Here is a 16656-nt window from a genome sequence, read left to right on the forward strand (position 1 = left end):
GCCGGGTGCCACGGTGGGCATCCCGAGCTGGACGGGCATGCTGGTTTCTCCTCAGGTTCGGCATGGGGTCACGGTGGGCCGCCCGCGGCGGGCCCGGAGGTCAGCGCGGTCCGCCGAGCGCGACCGGGTGGCGGGCGGGCTGGTGCGGCCGGGGCGCGGCGGCGAGGCTCCCGGCGATCGCTTCGGCGATGCCCGGACCGGTCAGGCCGCCGGCCGCCAGCAGATCGGCGCGCGGGCCGTGGTTCAGGAAGCGCTGCGGGAGGCCGAAGCCGCGCACCGGGCAGGTCACCCCGGCGTCGCCGAGCGCCTGGGCGATCGCGGCGCCGACGCCGCCCGTCCGGCCGCTGTCCTCGACGGTGGCGACCAGGCGGAACCCCCGGGCCAGTTCGAGGAGTTCGGGGGCGACGGGCTTGACCCAGCGCGGATCGACCACGGTGGCCCCGAGCCCGCGCCCGGCCAGTTCCTCGGCGGCGCGCAGGCAGGTGGTGGCCATCGCGCCGACCGAGACCAGCAGGACGTCCGCGCGCTCGTCGTGCCGCAGCACGTCCATCCCGCCGACGGTGCCGATGGCCGGGATGTCCGGGCCGGTGCCTCCCTTCGGGAAGCGCAGCACCGTCGGTCCCTCCCGCCAGGCCACCGCCTCGCCGAGCTCACGGCGCAGGGTCGCCGCGTCGCGCGGCGCCGCGAGGCGCAGGCCGGGCACCAGGTTCAGCAGGGAGAGGTCCCACATGCCGTGGTGTGAGGGGCCGTCGTCCCCGGTGATGCCGGCCCGGTCCAGCACCAGGGTGATCGGCGCGCGGTGCAGCGCGGCGTCGAGCAGCAGTTGGTCGAACGCGCGGTTCAGGAAGGTCGAGTAGAGGGCGACCACCGGGTGCAGGCCGCCGAGCGCCAGCCCGGCCGCCGCCGTGACGGCGTGCTGCTCGGCGATGCCCACGTCGACGGTCCGTTCCGGGAAGCGCTCCGCGAAGGCGCGCAGCCCGGTGGGCCCGAGCATGGCCGCGGAGACCGCGACCAGATCGGTCCGCTCGCCGCCGAGCCGGGCCAGCTCGTCGCCGAAGACCGAGGTCCACGAGGGCGAGCCGTCGCCGGCCGGGCCCTGGCCGCGGATCGCGTGGTGGCGCTCCGCCTCGTCCTGCTCGGCCGGGGCGTGGCCGCGGCCCTTCTCGGTGACGCAGTGCACCACCACGGGCCGGCCGAGCCCGGCCGCCTCGCGCAGCGCGGTCTCGACCGTCTCGACGTCGTGTCCGTCCACCGGGCCGACGTAGGCCAGCCCGAGGCACTCGAAGGCGGTGCGTGCCGCGCCCGGGGCGCGCAGGGCCGCCAGGTGCTCGGCGACGCCGCCGACCGTGGGCGCGTAGGAGCGGGTGTTGTCGTTCAGCACCACGACCACCGGGCGCTCGGGTGCCCCGCCCAGGTTGTTCAGCGCCTCCCAGGCCAGGCCGCCGGTCAGGGCGCCGTCCCCGATCACCGCGACCACCGCCCGGTCGGTGATCCCCCGGACGCGGTGGGCGCGGGCGAGGCCGTCGGCCCAGGAGAGCACCGTCGAGGCGTGCGAGTTCTCGATCACGTCGTGCTCGGACTCGGTGCGGTTGGGGTAGCCGGAGAGCCCGCCGGCCTGCCGTAGGGTGGCCAGCTCCCCGGCGCGGCCGGTCAGGATCTTGTGCACGTAGGTCTGGTGGCCGGTGTCCCACAGGATGCGGTCCCGCGGGGAGTCGAAGACCCGGTGCAGGGCGATGGTCAGCTCGACCACGCCCAGGTTCGGGCCGAGGTGGCCGCCGGTGCGGGTGACGGCCTCCACCAGCAGCCGGCGGATCTGCGGCACCAGGGCGCCGATCTGTTCGGCGCTCAGGTTCCGCAGGTCCTCCGGTCCTCGGATCTCCTCCAGGCGCGGCATGAGGTGGATCCTCCTCTCTGCTCCGTCGGGCTGGCCCTGGGGGCGCGCGCCGGCGGCGACGCGCGGTCGCGGTGCCGTCATCGCGACTCGTCGGCGAGCGGGGTGCGCGGGATCCGGCCGGTGACCGGATCGGCCAGGCGGCCCGGCATGGCGAAGACGACGTCCTCGGCGATGCCGTCCTGCAGCTCGACGTCCGGGAAGCCGAGCCCGGCCAGCCGCTCGACCAGGCCGCTCACCAGGATCTCGGGCGCGCTGGCCCCCGAGCTGACGCCGATGCTCCCCACCCCGGTCAGCCACGCCTCGTCCAGCCGGCCGGCGTCCGGCACCAGGTGCGCGGCGGCGCCGTGCTCGCGGGCGACCTCGACCATGCGCAGCGAGTTGCTGGAGTTCTCCGAGCCGACCACCAGGACGAGGTCGTGCCGCCGGGCCAGTTCCTTGACCGCGTTCTGCCGGTTCTGGCTGGCGTAGCAGATGTCGTCCTCACTCGGGGTCACGATGTCCGTGAAGCGTTCGTGGAGCGCGTCGACGACCTTGCGCGTCTCGTCGAAGGAGAGCGTGGTCTGGGTGAGGCACCCGACCGGGGTGTCGGCCGGCAGCTCCAGGCGGTGCACGTCCTCGACGGTCTCGATGACGACGGTCCGCTCGGGGGCCTCGCCCAGCACCCCTTCGACCTCCTCGTGGCCGGCGTGCCCGACCAGCAGGATGATCCGGCCGTCCCGGGCGAAGCGCAGCGCCTCCTGATGGACCTTCGAGACCAGCGGGCAGGTCGCGTCGATCACCTCCAGCTGCCGGTCGGCGGCACCGGAGCGGACGGCCGGCGAGACGCCGTGCGCGGAGAAGACACAGATCGAGCCCTCGGGCACGTCCTCCTCGCTGTCGACGAAGACCGCGCCGCGGCGCTCCAGCTCCGCGACGATGTAGTGGTTGTGCACGATCTCCTTGCGCACGTACACCGGCGCCCCGTGCAGGTCCAGGGCCCGTTCGACGATGCCGATGGCGCGCCGGACGCCGGCGCAGAAGCCGCGCGGCTGGGCCAGGACGATCCCTCCGGTCGCGCTCATGCGGCGTCTCCTCCGGCGTGCACGGCGGACGGGGCGGGGCGGGCCGTCTCCCAGGACGTGCGTCGGCTGATCCGCAGCCTCAGCCGGCGGGGGTGGTAGACGGTGGCCAGCGGCACGGGGCGCACGTCCATGTCCGGCTCGCAGGTGACCCGCCAGTTGCTGAGGATGGTGGCCAGACCGAGGGCGGCCTCGGTACGGGCGTACAGGTCGCCGATGCACTTGCGGGCGCCGGTGCCGAAGGGCATGAAGGCCTGGCGGGCGAGCGGGGTGACCCGGTCGGGCAGCCAGCGGTCGGGGTCGAAGCGGGTCTCGTCGGGGAAGGACGGGCGGTGCTGGGCCACCGCGGCGGGGCTGAACACCACCGTCGTCCCCTTGGGCAGGCGCACCCCGGCGACCTCGGTCTCCTCGGCGGTCAGCCGGGTGAACAGCCAGGCCGGCGGGTAGAGCCGGAGCGTCTCGCTGATGACCCGGTCGATCAGCGAGAGGTTCGGCAGGTCGTCCCACTGCGGTGGGCGCCCGCCGAGCACGGTGTCGACCTCCCGCAGGAGCGCCGCCTCGATCTCGGGGTGCTGGGACAGCAGGTAGAAGATCCAGGTCAGCGTGCCGGCGACGGTCTCGGTGCCGGCCGCCATGATGGTGATGACCTGGTCGTGGATCTCGGTGTCGCCGAGCCGGCCCCCGCCCTCCTCGTCGCGGGAGGCGAGCAGCGCCGACAGCAGGTCGTCGTGGTCGGCGCCGTCGCGGCGGTAGTCGTCGATCAACTGCTGGGTGGTGTCGTGCAGGTAGCGCAGGTTGCGGGCGTAGCGGCGGTTGCCCGGGGTGGGCAGCCGGCGCACCGCGCGGGGCAGGAACATCTGCCGGAACAGGCCGTTGAGCACGGTGTCGAAGGCGCGCTGGACGCCCTCGGCCTGCTCGGGGCCGACCGGGGTGGAGTAGAGCGTGCGGCCCACGGTGCGCAGGGCCATCCCGTACAGCTCCGGGAAGGCGTCGACGACCATGCCGTCCTGCCAGCGGGAGGTGGTGTCCTCGATCTCGGCCTGCATGGCGACCGAGTAGCGCTTCAGCTGCGAGCGCTGGAAGGCCGACTGCATGAGTCGGCGCTGGCGCCGGTGGTCGGCGAACGGGCAGGTGACCAGGCCGTTGCCGGCGATGTCGCGGGCCCGGTCGTAGAAGACGCCGCCCTTGTCGAAGGTCCGGTCGTTGGTGAGCACGTGCCGCAGCAGCTCGGGGTGGGTGGGCACGTAGGCGTCGGTCGGGCCGATCCGGATCCGGACGAGGTCGCCGTGGGCCGAGAGCGAGGACATGAACTGGACGGGGCGGCGCATCATCCGCAACGCGTGCCCGACGACGGGAACCGCGCCGGGGGCCGAGCCCGCTGTGAAGGTCTGCGGGGACATCGAACTCCAACTCCTGTGGGTGACGGGTCGTCGCGCCGGAGTGGCGCGGCGCCGGGGGCTGGTCCGTGCGCGGGCTACCGGGTGCTGCCCAGCTCCTCCAGGTAGCCCTGGGTGCCGGCCGCGACCGCGAACTCCGCGTCGTAGCGGCCCGAGGAGCGGTGCCAGTCGTACGAGCCGCGGATCACCGTGCGCACCGCGTCGGTGCGGTAGCGTTCGACGGCCTCGCGCTCGGCCGCGCCCAGGCCGTAGATGTCGCAGACCTTCGTCAGGCAGCTCTCCAGCAGCTCGAACTGCTCCATCCGCGCGCGGATCTCGTCCTGCAGGTGCGCGATCGCCCGGCCCTTGGCCCAGCCGTGCTCCCGGCGCAGGATCATGACCATGTTGTTCTGCTCGCCGCGGGCCTCCTCCTTCTCCAGCGACGCGATGTCGTTGAGGATCAGGTTGGTGTCGATGGCGATGGTCAGCATCGCGGAGAGCACGGCGCTGTCGAAGACCCGCTGCGGCACCTCGAAGTGGCCGGTGCTCTCGGCCAGGTCCACGGTGGGCTGGACCCCGATGGTGGCCCGGCGCACCGCGAGGTACTGCGCCGCCGACTCGTAGGGGGTGTTCCAGAAGCGGCTCTCCGCCTCGTCCACGTAGCCGGTGAAGTAGTTGCGCCAGTGGCGCGCGCTGCGGGCCTGCCAGGCGGGCGACATGCCCTCGCAGCTGCGGCGCCAGACGTCCGCGAAGCCGTGCGCGATCAGTGGCGCCGAGTCGGGCAGCGGGCCGTCCAGCGCGGCGGCCACCGCGTCGGTGAGCTGCTTGGTCTCCTCCGGGTTCTCGCCGCGCGGGCCGTCGAAGAGGTCGTCGAAGAGGAAGAACCACGACATCAGGTCGACGCCGAGGTCCAGGTCGGTGCCGCTGGTGTGCGGGTAGAAGCGTGAGGCGAGGTCGGCGTAGCCGCCGCGCAGGTGGCGCTCGGCGGCCGCCTCGGTGGTGATCAGGCCGAGCGAGCGCGGCCACGCGAGTTGCTCGGCGTCGGCGCGGACGTGGTCGGGGCTCTGCCGCCCGGGTATGGGGATGCGGAAGTCGACGTCCTGGGGCATGTCCTGCTCCTGGGGTGCGGTATCGGGCATGGCGGAAGCGGGCACGGCTGTGGGGCGGCACGGCCGTGTCCGTACGGCGATGGGAGAGGGGCCTCCTGCGGGGAGCCGGGGACGTTGCCCACGGCGGAGGAGCCCTCGGCGGGGACGGGACCGGGGCGACGCTGCCCTCGGTGCGGACCGGGCCGGCTCCGCGATGGCGCGGGCCCGTCGTGCTGGTCGTTCGCTTCGTACGGGTCGACGGCGACGTGCGGGTCGCTCGCTTCGTACGGGTCGATCACGTCGTGCGGGTCGATCACGTCGTGCGGCGCCGGGCGGCGCGGTGTCCGCCGGATCCGGCGGGGTCAGACCTCGCGGTCGACGACGAAGCGGCCGAGCGTGAGGAGTTCCTCCCGCGCCCCGGACTCCAGTTCGACGTCGTGCAGCGCCGCCTCGCCGAGCGTCATCCGCCGCGAGGCCTCGTCGAGCGCCCAGTCCCGGCCGCCGGCCTCGGCGATCAGGTCCGCGGCGCGGCGCAGCTCCGCCTCGGCGGGCTCGCCGGGGGCGCCGAGCCACGCGGACAGCTCCTCGGCGACCGCGCCGCCGCGGTTGAGGGCGTAGCTGACGGGCAGCGACTTCTTGCGGGCGCGCAGGTCGCTGTGGACGGACTTGCCGGTGACCGCCGGATCGCCCCAGATCCCGAGCACGTCGTCGGTGAGCTGGAAGGCGAGGCCCAGTTGGTCGCCGAAGAGCGCCAGCCGGTCGACGGTGGTGTCCGGGGCCCCGGCGAGCAGGGCGCCGATCGCGCAGCTGGCGGAGAGCAGCGCTCCGGTCTTGCCGCCCGCCATGTCGAGGCACTCGTCGACGGTCACGTGCGCCCGCTGTTCGAAGGAGACGTCCTCGACCTGGCCGCGGATCAGCCCGCGCGTGGTGCGGGCGAGCAGCCGGGCGGCGGCCGCCGCGGTGGGCAGGCCGCAGCCGAGCAGCACCTCCTGGGCCAGCGCCAGCAGCGCGTCGCCGGTGAGGATCGCACTGGCCGGCCCCCACAGCGCCCAGACGGTGCGCCGGTGGCGGCGCTCCTCGTCGCCGTCCATCAGGTCGTCGTGCAGCAACGAGAAGTTGTGCACCAGCTCGACCGCCACCGCGCCGGGCAGCCCGGTCTCCGGTGGAGCGCCGACGGCCTGGGCGGAGAGCAGGGCGAGCGCGGGGCGGACGGCCTTCCCGCCGCCGGCGGCCACCGGCTCGCCGTCGGCGGTGAGCCAGCCGAAGTGGTAGGCGGCCTGGTGCCGGGACCGGTCGTCGAGCAGTTCCAGGGCGGCACGCAGCGCGGGCTGGATGGCGTCCCGGCTGCGGTGCAGGCTGGCCGGAGCCGCGCTCATGTCGTCGCCTCCGCCTGCCACGCCCGCCACGGCTCCACCGGGTCGTCGAAGATCGCGACGACCTTGCGCAGCATCCGGCGCTCGTCCGGGTCGAAGGCGGTCTTGGCGTGGAGGGTGCCCAGCTGGTCCCAGAGGACGATGTCGCCGGGCTCCCAGGTGTGGCGGTAGGTCAGCTCCGGGGTGCCGGGGAAGGCCCACAGCCGCTGGAGCAGCTCCTTGGAGGCGGCCGGGTCGAGCTCCAGGATCCGCTTGGTGTTGAGCGGGTTGACGTAGACGCTGTGGCGGCCGGTGCGGGGGTTGCGCGCGATCACCGGGTGCACCGTGGCCGTGCCGTCCTCGGGCTGGATCGCGGCGGTGGCGCCGATGGTGACCTCGCCCTGGTACTCCTCCTCGATGGTGTCCTCGTAGCCGGAGCGCAGGGCGTGGCGGGCCCGGTAGGTGTGCAGCCGGGCGCGCAGTTCCCCGGGCAGCGAGTCGTAGGCGGCGTACATGTCGGTGAACAGCGTCTGCCCGCCGCCGCTGGGCGGCAGTTCGACGGCGGCCAGGACGCCCAGCTGCGAGACGCGCGGGCGGAACGAGTAGTCGGTGTGCCAGTCCATCCACGCGGCGTCGCCGATGCCGATCTTCTTCCCGTCCACGAGGATGTTGGAGATGATCAGGATCTCGTTGTGGACCGGGTTGGCTCCCGTGGTCAGTCCGGTCTTCGGGATGTGGCCGAAGCGTCGGCCGAAGGCCAGTAGTTGCTCGTCGGTCGGGTCCCGGTGGCCGCGGAAGACCAGCACCAGGTGCTGGTCGACGGCGTCCAGGATCCGGGCTAGCGACGTGTCGTCGAGGTCGCCGGAGAGCTCGGCGCCGTGCACGACGGCGCCCAGGGGTGCTCCGGGTATCGGGGTGATCTCCACTGTCGTTGGCACCTGTTTCACGTAGTCGAGGTTGTCGGATCGCGTAACTCGATTCCGGCGAGGACGTCGTCCTCGCGGCATCGCCGGAGGATGTCCACGAAGGCGACCGAGCCGCCGCCGTAACTGGCGTTGAGCAGGTGCAGTTCGCCGGGCCTGCCCTCGTTGTTGAACAGGCCCGGTGTGCACAACTCGGCGTAGTCGAGGTTGCGGTTGGCGAGCCGGAGGATCTCCTCGACCCACTCCCGCTCCGCCGCGGCCGACGCCTCCACCACCCGGTGTCCGCGCTTGCGCGCGGCCGCCAGGACGTGGGCGAGGTGCCGGCTCTGTTCGTTGAGCATGTAGGGGGCGTTCACGTGCAGGCCCGACTGGGCCTTGGCGAGGACGAAGCAGTTGGGGAAGCCGTGCGTCTGGAGGCCGTGCAGGGTGCGGACACCCTCGGCCCACTTCTGCGACAGCCGCAGGCCGTCCCGGCCGATCACGTCGAAGCCGGCCCGTTCGACGTAGGGCACCGCGAACTCGGACTCGTAGCCGGAGGCGAAGACCAGGCAGTCGACGGGGTACTCCCGGCCGCCGGCCAGCACGCCCGCCCCGGTGAGCCGCTCGACGCCGCGTCCCTCGGTGTCCACCAGGGTCACGTCGGGGCGGTTGAAGGTCTCCAGGTAGCCGTCGTGGAAGCAGGGCCGTTTGCAGAACATCCGGTAGTACGGCATCAGCGCGGCGGCGGTCGCCGGGTCGTGCACCAGGGTGGCCACCCGCTCGCGGATCTCCTCCATCTTGAGGAGGTCGGCGTGCTCGACCGCGGCGGCGGCCTCCGCCGGGTCGGCGGGCGCGGCGCCCTGCCGGGGCAGGATGGCGGCCAGCTTGGCGGTGATCTCCGTCCAGCCGTCCTGGACGAGGTCCTCGTCCTGGGGCTTTCCGGAGGTGACCAGGTGGAAGTTGTCCATCCTCCGCTGCTGCCAGCCCGGTTGGAGACCGGCCGCCCAGGCCGGGTCGGTGGGCCGGTTGGCGCGCACGCCCACCGCGGAGGGGGTGCGCTGGAAGACGTAGAGGTGCCCGGCCGCCTCGGCCAGCCGCGGGATGATCTGGACGGCGGTCGCGCCGGTGCCCACGACGCCGACCCGCTTGTCCCGCAGGTGTTCCAGCGAGCCCTGGACACCGCCGCCGGTGTAGTCGTAGTCCCAGCGCGCGGCGTGGAAGCTGTGCCCGGCGAACTCGTCGAGGCCGGGCAGCTCGGGCAGCTTGGGGCGGTGCAGCGAGCCGATCGCCATGCAGACGTACCGGGAGCGGAACCGGTCGCCGCGGTCGGTGGTGACGGTCCAGAATCCGGTCGGCTCGTCCCACCTCAACTCGGTGACGGAGGTCCCCAGCAGCGCGTCTCGGTAGAGCCCGTAGTGGCGGGCCACGGCCTGGCAGTGCGCGAGGATGTCCTCGCCGCTGGCGTACTTCTCGGCGGGCACGGTGCCGAGCTCCTCCAGCAGCGGCATGTAGACGTAGCTCTCGACGTCGCAGCGCAGCCCGGGGAACCGGTTCCAGTACCAGGTGCCGCCGACGTCGCCGGCCGCGTCCACCAGCCGGATGGTCTCGAAGTCGCACTGCTCGCGCAGCCGGGCGCCCACCAGCAGGCCGCCGAGTCCGGCTCCGACGACGGTGACGTCCACCTCGTCGGTGACCGGTTCGCGCACGTGCCCGGCCGCGTTGGGGTCGGCCGCGTAGTGGGCGAAGTCTCCTCGGGCGTACTGGTAGCCGCGGCCGGTGCCGAGGCGTTTGTCGCGTTCCTCCCGGTACCTCGCCCTCACGGTCTCCAGGTCCGGGGCGCTCGCTCCCGGGCCTGTCTGGGGACCGGTATCGCTCCCTTGGCGCACCACGGCTCATCCTCCAGGGGTGTGGCAGGTGCGGCGGCGTGGCGCCACACGTCGTCGAGTTCGCGGCGGAGCCTCACTTGCGTGTCGGCGTTGGTGAAGATGTAGAACCGGTCGGTGCCGACGGCCTTGCGGACCACCTCGGCGACCTCGTCCGCGCCCATGACGGTCGCGCCGGTGGCGCTGCCCGGGGCGACCAGGCCGCGCACCAGCGGAGTGTCCACCCGGCCCGGACAGAGCACCGAGACGCGCACCGGGGTGCCCGCCAGGTCGGCGCGCAGGCTGCGGGCCAGGGCGAGGTCGGCGTGCTTGGACGTCGCGTAGGCGGCGCTGGCGGCGCCCACGACGAAGGCGGACATCGAGGCGGTGTGGATCAGGTGGGACGGGCACCCCTGGGCGAGCAGCCGCGGAACGAAGGCCCGCGCCACCCGCAGGTGCGCCCAGTGGTTCACCTCCATGACGGCGCGCAGGTCCTCCTCCGGCACCTCCCAGACGGGTGTGCCGACCGGTCCCACGACCCCCGCGTTGTTGACGAGCAGCTCGACCGTGCCGAGCCGGTCGAAGGCGGTGTCGGCCAGCCGCCCGACCGCCGCCGCGTCGGTGAGGTCGGCGACGACACCGCAGACGTCCGCGCCGGAGCGCGCGAGCTCCGTCACCCGGCGCTCCAGCAGGGTGGCGTCGACGTCGGTCAGCAGGACCGACGCGCCCTCGCGCGCCAGCCTGGTGCCGAGCGCGAGGCCGATGCCACTCGCCGCACCGGTGACCACGGCGGTCCGCAGCTGCGCTTGCATCCGGTTTCTCCGTCCGGCGAGGGGTCGTGGGAGGGTGGATCGGCTCCGCGTCAGCGGGGATCCGGCAGCCTGAGGCTGATGGTGAGGATCATCACCGAGAAGACCGCGAGCACGCAGAGCACGACCACCGCGGCCGATCCGTGCCCGAGCGGGCCCTGGAGTCCGAGGAAGAGCGTGCCGCCCACGGTCGCGCCGAACGCGGTGGCGGTCTGCTGGCTGGTGACCAGCACACCGCTGCCCATGCCGGCCTCGGCGGGCGGCACGTCCGCGAGGATCAGCCGGAACAGCGTGGGCCCGATCAGGGCCTGGCCGACCCCGGTGAACGCGAGGATCAACAGGACCAGTACCACCGGCAGGTGCGGCCAGGACAACCCGATCAGCAGCGCCATGAGCAGCAGGCCCGCACCCTGGATCACCGCGCCCAGGGTGACGATGCGCCGGCCGAGCGCGGCCGCGATCTTCGGGGTGTACAGCGCGACGACGAAGAACGCCGAGGCGAACGGTGCGAGCACCGCTCCGGACTGCAGCCCGCCGAGGCCGAAGTCGTCCTGGGCGACCAGGGCGTAGACGAACATGAAGCTGCCGAACCCGATCGAGAACGGCACCATCGCGAGCAGGCCGCGCCGCAGTCCGGAGCGGGACAGCACCGAGGGCGGCAGCAGCGGGGATCCCCCGGCCGCCTCGATCCTGCGCTCGACCCTGACCAGCAGCACCGCCGCGACCAGGCCGACCACGAGCAGGCCCCACAGCCACAGCGGCCAGCCCAGCGCCCGGCCCTCCACGATGACCAGCAGCACGGAGACCATCGCCGCGCCGAACAGCACCGTCCCCAGCGGGTCGAAGCCCGGCCGCCGCTCGGCCCGGGTCGCCGGCATCCGCCGCACGGCGAGCAGCGCCGCCGCGCCGATCGGCACGTTGATCACGAAGACCGACCGCCAGCCGAGTCCGGCCACGTCGAGCGAGACCAGCAGCCCGCCGATGATCTGCCCGGCCACCGCGGCGAGGCCCGCCGTGGCGCCGTAGAGGCTGATCGCCCTGGCCCGTGCCTCGCCCTCGGTCGAGGCCTGGATCGTCGCCAGCACCTGCGGCACCAGCATGGCGGCGGCGGCGCCCTGCAGCAGCCGCGCCGCGATCAGGAAGCCCATGGTCGGGGCCACCCCGCACAGCAGCGAGGCCAGTGTGAAGGCGATGAGCCCGTACACGTACAGGCGCCGGCGCCCGAAGGCGTCACCGAGGCGCCCGCCGAGCACGAGGCCGAGCGCGTAGGTGATGCCGTACCCGGACACCACCAGTTCCAGCGCGGTGGTGCCGCCGTGCAGGTCCTTGCCGATCGTCGTCAGCGCCACGTTGACGATGAAGAAGTCGACGATGGACAGGGCGAAACCGGTGAGGACGACTGCCAGGCCGAGGCCGGACAGACCGACCGGTGGGGCCGCCGCCGGAGCGGGGTCCACCTGGAGCCGGGCGCCTGGAGCGGGAGACGTCCCGCCGTTGTTCGTCATGAGACTGTTCGTTCCTGGCTGTTCGTCACTCGACCGTGGTCGGAGTGCCAGTGATCTTGGACATGATGCCCTTGGACGGGTCCTTCGCCGACTCGGCCCACGGCGTCAGCGCGTTGTGGCCGCGGGGCGACGCCGCCGGCTGGACCCGGGTGTCCATGGACAGCCGCATCACCGCCGGGGAGGACACGTTGGGCATCGACTTGTGGCATGTGAAGGCGTGGAAGACCAGCAGGTCCCCCGGCTCCATGGCCGAGTACAGCAGCGGCTCGTCCGGGCCCACCGCGGTCGGCGGAATGCCCCGGACGGGGTGGCCGAACCGGCGGAAGTCCTCGTTGAGCACGTGCTCGCGGGAGCCCCGCTTGTGGCTGCCGTCGGCGAGCGCGACACCACCCGATCCCTCGTTGGTGGCGATCAGCGGCACCCAGGTGGTGCGGAAGTCCTTGTTCGGACCGATGTAGTAGCCGTCCTGGTGCAGCGGCGTCAGGTGCGCGAAGCTCGGGTCCTGCACGCCGGCGGCCGACGGGTAGTACCGGATGGTGGTGGAACGGAAGACGAAGACCGGCTCGCCGAGGACCTCCTCGAAGACCTTCACGGTCGACGGGTGGTTCCAGAAGTCGTCGTACTTCACGTACCCGTGCATGGCCACCTCGTCGACGCCCTCGAAGGAGTCGATGGTGAGGTCGTCGAGGGTCGCCCGTTCGTCGGCGGCGCCGAGGGCGATCAGGCCGTGCAGCATCTGCTCCGCGGCGGTGCGCACCAGCTCGCGGTCGAGCACCCCGCGCAGGAAGAGGTAGCCGTGCTCCTCGTAGAAGCGGTCGAGGGCCTCGCGATCCCCGAGCAACGGCGTGCAGTCCGTGTATTCCCCGATCACGTTCGTCATGTAAGCCAAGTCCTTGGAAGAGTAGGCGGCTTGGGAGGGAAGGTGCGGGTGCCGCGGGGTCAGAGCGAGGCGCCGACCCGCAGCGCGAGGTCGATCAGGCGGTTCGAGTAGCCCCACTCGTTGTCGTACCAGCCGACGACCTTGACCTGCGGGCCGGTGACCCTGGTCAGCGCGGCGTCGAACACGCAGGAGGCCGGGTCGTTGACGATGTCGCTGCTGACGATCGGAGCCTCGGTGTAGGAGAGCACGCCCTTGTAGCGCCCGGCCGCGGCGGCGGCGTAGGCCTCCTTGATCTCCTCGACCGTGGTGGGGCGGCTGGTGTTGACCGTGAGGTCGGTGATCGAGCCCGTCGGCACCGGCACGCGCAGCGCGTACGCGTCGAGGCGGCCCGCGAGTTCAGGCAGGACCAGGCCGATGGCCTTGGCCGCGCCGCTGGAGGTGGGCACGATGTTGAGCGCGGCGGCGCGGGCGCGGCGCAGGTCCTTGTGCGGCGCGTCCTGGAGGTTCTGGTCCTGCGTGTAGGCGTGGACGGTGGTCATCATCCCCGCCTCGATGCCCACCGCCTCGTGCAGCACCTTGACCAGCACCGCGAGGCAGTTGGTGGTGCAGGAGGCGTTGGAGATGATGGTGTGCCGCTCCGGGTCGTACGCGTCGTCGTTGACCCCGAGCACGACGGTGATGTCCTCACCGCTGGCGGGCGCCGCGATGATCACCTTCTTGGCGCCGCCGGCCACGTGGGCCCGGGCGCGCTCGGCGTCGGTGAAGATGCCGGTCGACTCGATGACGACGTCCACGCCGAGCTCGCCCCAGGGCAGCTTGCCCGGGTCCCGCTCCGCGAGGACCTTGACCACCTGGTCGCCGACCCGGATCTCCCCCGGAGCGGCGGTGATCTCCTCGGGGAAGCGGCCCAGGATGGAGTCGTAGGCCAGCAGGTGGGCCATGGTGGGCACGTCGCCGAGGTCGTTGACCGCGACGATCTCCAGGTCCTCACCACGGGCCGCCGCCGCCCGGAAGACGTTACGGCCGATCCGCCCGAAACCGTTGATACCAATGCGAGTAGTCATGGGAAAGTCCCCTACTTTGCGCTACTGACGGGGGTGTGACGCGCCATTGCGCCGACCGGGAGGTACACGGGGCCCCTGCGTACCGCCTCTGCGGCCGCGTCGTAATACCAAGGAGCTTATATAAGCGTGCGATACATTTCTAGTGTGACAGATCATCACCAGGGCGACGGGCTCGACATCGAGACCCTCACCACGACCATCGAGTTCTTCAACCGCTTCTACATCCGGCTGCCCGTCGCACAGAAGCTTCCGTTCACGACCTTGTCGGTTCTGGACACACTGGCCTTCGGCGGCCCGGTCCGCCTGACCGAACTCGCCAGACGGGAACAGCTCAGCCAGCCGGGCGTCACCCAACTCGTCAACCGCCTGGAACAGGACGGCCTGGTGGAACGCAGGCCGGATCCGGACGACGGACGGGCGGTACTGGTGCACGTCACCGACGCCGGGCGCCGGGTGGGCGAGGACAGGCGCGCCGAACGCGGCACCCATCTCCGGCCCCTCATCGAGGAATTGACGTCGGATCAACGAAGGGCTATCGCACAGGCGCTTCCCGCGATGACCCGCCTGGTGGAACTCGGACAGCAACAGCGCGGAACCGTCCGGACATGACGGCCGCCACCGCGCCGGCGCCCCACCCCGAGACCGCACCGGGCGATCCGGACGGCGCCGGCGCGGGCGCGACAGGCGGTTCCGCCGGGGTGGGGGCGACGGCGCGCGACCGCAGGAACCACCGAGGCGGAACGATGGGTGGCGGGACGCGGGGCGGCCGCTACTCCGCCGTGCGCAGGATGTGCGCCAACTCGGCGACGGCGCGCTCGGCTTCGGGCCCCTCGGCCCGAACGGTGACGGTCGCCCCGGCCACGGCGCCGAGGCCCATCACCGCCAGCACACTGGCGGGGTTCACGCTGCGACCCGCGTGCTCCAGCCACATCGAACAGCCGAAACCCATGGCGGTGCGGGCCAGTTGGCCGGCCGGCCGGGCGTGCAGTGCGGCCGGGAGGACGACGGCGGCCTCCACGGGCGCCGAGGTCTGGTCAGAACTTGACAGCATGGCGGGCCTCTCTCGCGGCATGGGCCACGGCGTGCAGATCGGCGCCGCCGGCCGCGGAGACGGCCGCGGCCACGGCACCTTCGACGAAGGGGGCGTCGACCATCACCACGTCGGAACGGGGGTGGTCGTCGAGCACGGTGCAAACGGTCAGGACGGAACTGCCGAGGTCCGCCAGGACCACCACACCCCGGCCGCGGTCCGTCTGGCGGATCGCCTCCAGGATGCGGGTGTAGCTGGTGCCGATCCGACCGTCGTCGGTCCCGCCCGCCGCGGCCAGGGCGACGTCGCCGGTGGCGATCTGCGCCGTGAGCCTGACCAGTCCGGCCGCGAGCTCGGCACTGTGCGAAACGAAGACGATGCCAACCGAGGAGGTCATGAACTGACGGTATATTTCGGAACGCTGTTCAGCAAGAGTGAACCGGAGGTTGGTCATGGTCCAGTCAGTACAGCGGGCGGTCCGCATCCTGCGCGAGCTCGCCGCGGACGGTCCGAGGCTGGGCGTGACCGAACTGGCCGACCGGCTGGGGGTGGCCAAGCCCACCGTCCACGCGCTGCTGCGCACCCTGGAGTCCGAGGGGCTGGTCAGCCACGACCCGGAGAGCTCCAAGTACCGCCTCGGCCCCGACCTGGTGGCGCTCGGCAACTCCTACCTGGACACCCACGAGCTCCGCAGCCGTTCGCTGACCTGGGCCGACCAGCTCGCCACCCGCACCCGGGAGGCCGTCTGGGTGGCCATCCCCACCGGCGACCGGATCCTGGTGGTGCACCACGCGTTCCGGCCCGCCGGCGCGGTGCAGATCCTGGAGGTCGGCGCGGCGATCCCGTGGAGCACTAGCGCGCTGGGCAAGGCGATCGTCTCCGCGGCCCCGGCGGGGCTGCGCGAGGAACTGCTGGCCGGCGACCTGCCCGCGCTCACCGGGGCGAGCGTCACCGACCCCGCCGTGCTGGCCGACCAGCTCGACGAGGCGGCCCGCACCGGGTACGCGGTCGAGGACCAGGAGTCCGCGATCGGCGACGGATCGATCGCCTCCCCGGTCTTCGACCGCTCGGGCCGGGTGGCCGGCGCGATCGGGATCGTCGGACCGGTCGAGCGCGTCCTGGCGGCGCCGGCGCGGCAGGAACTCGCCGTCGCGGTGCGGGAGATCGCCCGCAACCTGTCCCGGGAGCTGGGCGCCCCCCGGGGCACCTCGGCCCGCCCGCGCTCCTGACCACGGGCACTCTTGAGACAGGATCGGGGCAGCGGCTAACGTTCCGGAATACCGTTCGTCACCATCGAACGGTATTCGAGGCATCCCTCCGGCGCCGCTCAGCGCCCGTGCCGCCGCCGTCACCACCCGTCCCGACGGCGCCGCTCCCCCGCCCCGCGATCCGCCCACTCCGCGGCCCGGGAGCGCCGCACCGACCGCCCCGCCGAAGCACCGCCCGAAGCACCGCCTGCCCCGGGATCCCCCAGCCGGCACCCGCCGGGATCCCCGCCGAGAACGGAGACTCCGTGGACATCGACCTCGCCCGCGCCTGGGTACGGGCCATAGCGGCCGCCGTCGACGAGCAGAAGGACCAGCTCACCCGGCTCGACTCCGCCATCGGTGACGCGGACCACGGCACCAACATGCACCGCGGCTTCACCGCCGCGTCCACCGCGGTCGAGGCCTTCGCGCCGGAGACGGTCGGCGCCGTGCTCGTCAAGGCCGGCACCACCCTGATCTCCAACGTCGGCGGCGCCTCAGGCCCGCTGTACGGCAGCGCCTTCCGCGCCATCGGCCAGGCCCTCGACTCCCCCACCGCCACCCCGGAGCAGGTCGCCGAGGCGCTGGC

At 72.8% G+C, this 16656-nt stretch carries 16 protein-coding genes; 3 read left to right on the plus strand and 13 right to left on the minus strand.

Going from position 1 to position 16656, the window contains the following annotated elements; genetic code table 11:
• Nucleotides 1-100: 100 nt before the first annotated feature.
• The 11 genes from RZ50_RS28450 to gap form a co-directional block, all read right to left on the minus strand.
• Nucleotides 101-1894, minus strand: a complete 1794-nt coding sequence (locus RZ50_RS28450) for a 1-deoxy-D-xylulose-5-phosphate synthase (RefSeq protein WP_196947851.1) — start codon at nt 1892-1894, stop codon at nt 101-103.
• Nucleotides 1895-1971: 77 nt separating this feature from the next.
• Entirely contained in the window at nt 1972-2955 is a 984-nt protein-coding gene (gene ispH / locus RZ50_RS28455; protein WP_196947850.1) for a 4-hydroxy-3-methylbut-2-enyl diphosphate reductase, read from the minus strand.
• Complete coding sequence (gene ptlI / locus RZ50_RS28460) at nt 2952-4352, minus strand: pentalenene oxygenase (RefSeq protein ID WP_196947849.1); 1401 nt, start codon at nt 4350-4352, stop codon at nt 2952-2954. Before ptlI ends, ispH begins: the two co-directional genes overlap by 4 nt.
• Nucleotides 4353-4426: 74 nt before the next feature.
• A complete protein-coding gene (gene ptlA, locus RZ50_RS28465) occupies nt 4427-5437 on the minus strand; it encodes a pentalenene synthase (RefSeq protein WP_196947848.1) in 1011 nt (336 codons plus the stop codon).
• Between the two features lie 341 nt (nt 5438-5778).
• Nucleotides 5779-6792 (minus strand): polyprenyl synthetase family protein, encoded by a 1014-nt coding sequence (locus RZ50_RS28470; RefSeq protein WP_196947847.1) that lies wholly within the window; start codon nt 6790-6792, stop codon nt 5779-5781.
• Nucleotides 6789-7706, minus strand: coding sequence for a neopentalenolactone/pentalenolactone F synthase (gene ptlD, locus RZ50_RS28475; RefSeq protein WP_196947846.1), 918 nt, complete (start codon nt 7704-7706; stop codon nt 6789-6791). Before ptlD ends, RZ50_RS28470 begins: the two co-directional genes overlap by 4 nt.
• A gap of 5 nt (nt 7707-7711) precedes the next feature.
• Nucleotides 7712-9490, minus strand: coding sequence for a neopentalenolactone/pentalenolactone D synthase (gene ptlE, locus RZ50_RS28480; protein WP_196947845.1), 1779 nt, complete (start codon nt 9488-9490; stop codon nt 7712-7714).
• The gene (locus tag RZ50_RS28485; protein WP_196947844.1) at nt 9487-10344 is read right to left on the minus strand and encodes an SDR family oxidoreductase; all 858 of its coding nucleotides are present in this window, start codon (nt 10342-10344) and stop codon (nt 9487-9489) included. The genes ptlE and RZ50_RS28485 overlap by 4 nt, the downstream gene beginning before the upstream one ends.
• Before the next feature lie 50 nt (nt 10345-10394).
• Nucleotides 10395-11846, minus strand: coding sequence for an MFS transporter (locus RZ50_RS28490; protein WP_196947843.1), 1452 nt, complete (start codon nt 11844-11846; stop codon nt 10395-10397).
• 25 nt (nt 11847-11871) lie between these two features.
• A complete protein-coding gene (ptlH, locus tag RZ50_RS28495) occupies nt 11872-12726 on the minus strand; it encodes a 1-deoxypentalenic acid 11-beta-hydroxylase (protein ID WP_196947842.1) in 855 nt (284 codons plus the stop codon).
• A gap of 59 nt (nt 12727-12785) precedes the next feature.
• Nucleotides 12786-13790, minus strand: a complete 1005-nt coding sequence (gap, locus tag RZ50_RS28500) for a type I glyceraldehyde-3-phosphate dehydrogenase (RefSeq protein ID WP_196947841.1) — start codon at nt 13788-13790, stop codon at nt 12786-12788.
• 144 nt (nt 13791-13934) lie between these two features.
• Here gap and RZ50_RS28505 point away from each other — a divergent pair, with 144 nt between their 5' ends.
• Nucleotides 13935-14399, plus strand: a complete 465-nt coding sequence (locus RZ50_RS28505) for a MarR family transcriptional regulator (protein WP_308272443.1) — start codon at nt 13935-13937, stop codon at nt 14397-14399.
• A gap of 160 nt (nt 14400-14559) precedes the next feature.
• Here the strand turns inward: RZ50_RS28505 and RZ50_RS28510 are convergent, their stop codons facing one another.
• Both RZ50_RS28510 and dhaM read right to left on the minus strand, forming a co-directional pair.
• Nucleotides 14560-14841 (minus strand): HPr family phosphocarrier protein, encoded by a 282-nt coding sequence (locus RZ50_RS28510; RefSeq protein WP_196947840.1) that lies wholly within the window; start codon nt 14839-14841, stop codon nt 14560-14562.
• Nucleotides 14825-15217, minus strand: a complete 393-nt coding sequence (dhaM, locus tag RZ50_RS28515) for a dihydroxyacetone kinase phosphoryl donor subunit DhaM (protein ID WP_196947852.1) — start codon at nt 15215-15217, stop codon at nt 14825-14827. Before dhaM ends, RZ50_RS28510 begins: the two co-directional genes overlap by 17 nt.
• 55 nt (nt 15218-15272) lie before the next feature.
• On the opposite strand from dhaM, the gene RZ50_RS28520 reads away from it, so the two are divergent.
• Together RZ50_RS28520 and RZ50_RS30275 are read left to right on the plus strand one after the other, a co-directional pair.
• Entirely contained in the window at nt 15273-16049 is a 777-nt protein-coding gene (locus RZ50_RS28520; RefSeq protein ID WP_196947839.1) for an IclR family transcriptional regulator, read from the plus strand.
• Nucleotides 16050-16333: 284 nt separating this feature from the next.
• Nucleotides 16334-16656: DAK2 domain-containing protein (locus RZ50_RS30275; RefSeq protein ID WP_308272446.1), on the plus strand; the 323-nt coding region annotated here is incomplete at its 3' end.

Source organism: Kitasatospora sp. SUK 42, assembly GCF_015776785.2.
Classification (GTDB): Bacteria; Actinomycetota; Actinomycetes; order Streptomycetales; family Streptomycetaceae; genus Kitasatospora.

What these genes read in the sequence shown, in the direction of transcription:
- RZ50_RS28450 (WP_196947851.1), bottom strand. Translation starts at nt 1,894, where the DNA reads ATGCCGCGCCTGGAGGAGATCCGAGGACCGGAGGACCTGCGGAACCTG.
- ispH (WP_196947850.1), bottom strand. Translation starts at nt 2,955, where the DNA reads ATGAGCGCGACCGGAGGGATCGTCCTGGCCCAGCCGCGCGGCTTCTGC.
- ptlI (WP_196947849.1), bottom strand. Translation starts at nt 4,352, where the DNA reads ATGTCCCCGCAGACCTTCACAGCGGGCTCGGCCCCCGGCGCGGTTCCC.
- ptlA (WP_196947848.1), bottom strand. Translation starts at nt 5,437, where the DNA reads ATGCCCCAGGACGTCGACTTCCGCATCCCCATACCCGGGCGGCAGAGC.
- RZ50_RS28470 (WP_196947847.1), bottom strand. Translation starts at nt 6,792, where the DNA reads ATGAGCGCGGCTCCGGCCAGCCTGCACCGCAGCCGGGACGCCATCCAG.
- RZ50_RS28485 (WP_196947844.1), bottom strand. Translation starts at nt 10,344, where the DNA reads ATGCAAGCGCAGCTGCGGACCGCCGTGGTCACCGGTGCGGCGAGTGGC.
- RZ50_RS28490 (WP_196947843.1), bottom strand. Translation starts at nt 11,846, where the DNA reads ATGACGAACAACGGCGGGACGTCTCCCGCTCCAGGCGCCCGGCTCCAG.
- ptlH (WP_196947842.1), bottom strand. Translation starts at nt 12,726, where the DNA reads ATGACGAACGTGATCGGGGAATACACGGACTGCACGCCGTTGCTCGGG.
- gap (WP_196947841.1), bottom strand. Translation starts at nt 13,790, where the DNA reads ATGACTACTCGCATTGGTATCAACGGTTTCGGGCGGATCGGCCGTAAC.
- RZ50_RS28510 (WP_196947840.1), bottom strand. Translation starts at nt 14,841, where the DNA reads ATGCTGTCAAGTTCTGACCAGACCTCGGCGCCCGTGGAGGCCGCCGTC.
- dhaM (WP_196947852.1), bottom strand. Translation starts at nt 15,217, where the DNA reads ATGACCTCCTCGGTTGGCATCGTCTTCGTTTCGCACAGTGCCGAGCTC.
- RZ50_RS28520 (WP_196947839.1), top strand. Translation starts at nt 15,273, where the DNA reads ATGGTCCAGTCAGTACAGCGGGCGGTCCGCATCCTGCGCGAGCTCGCC.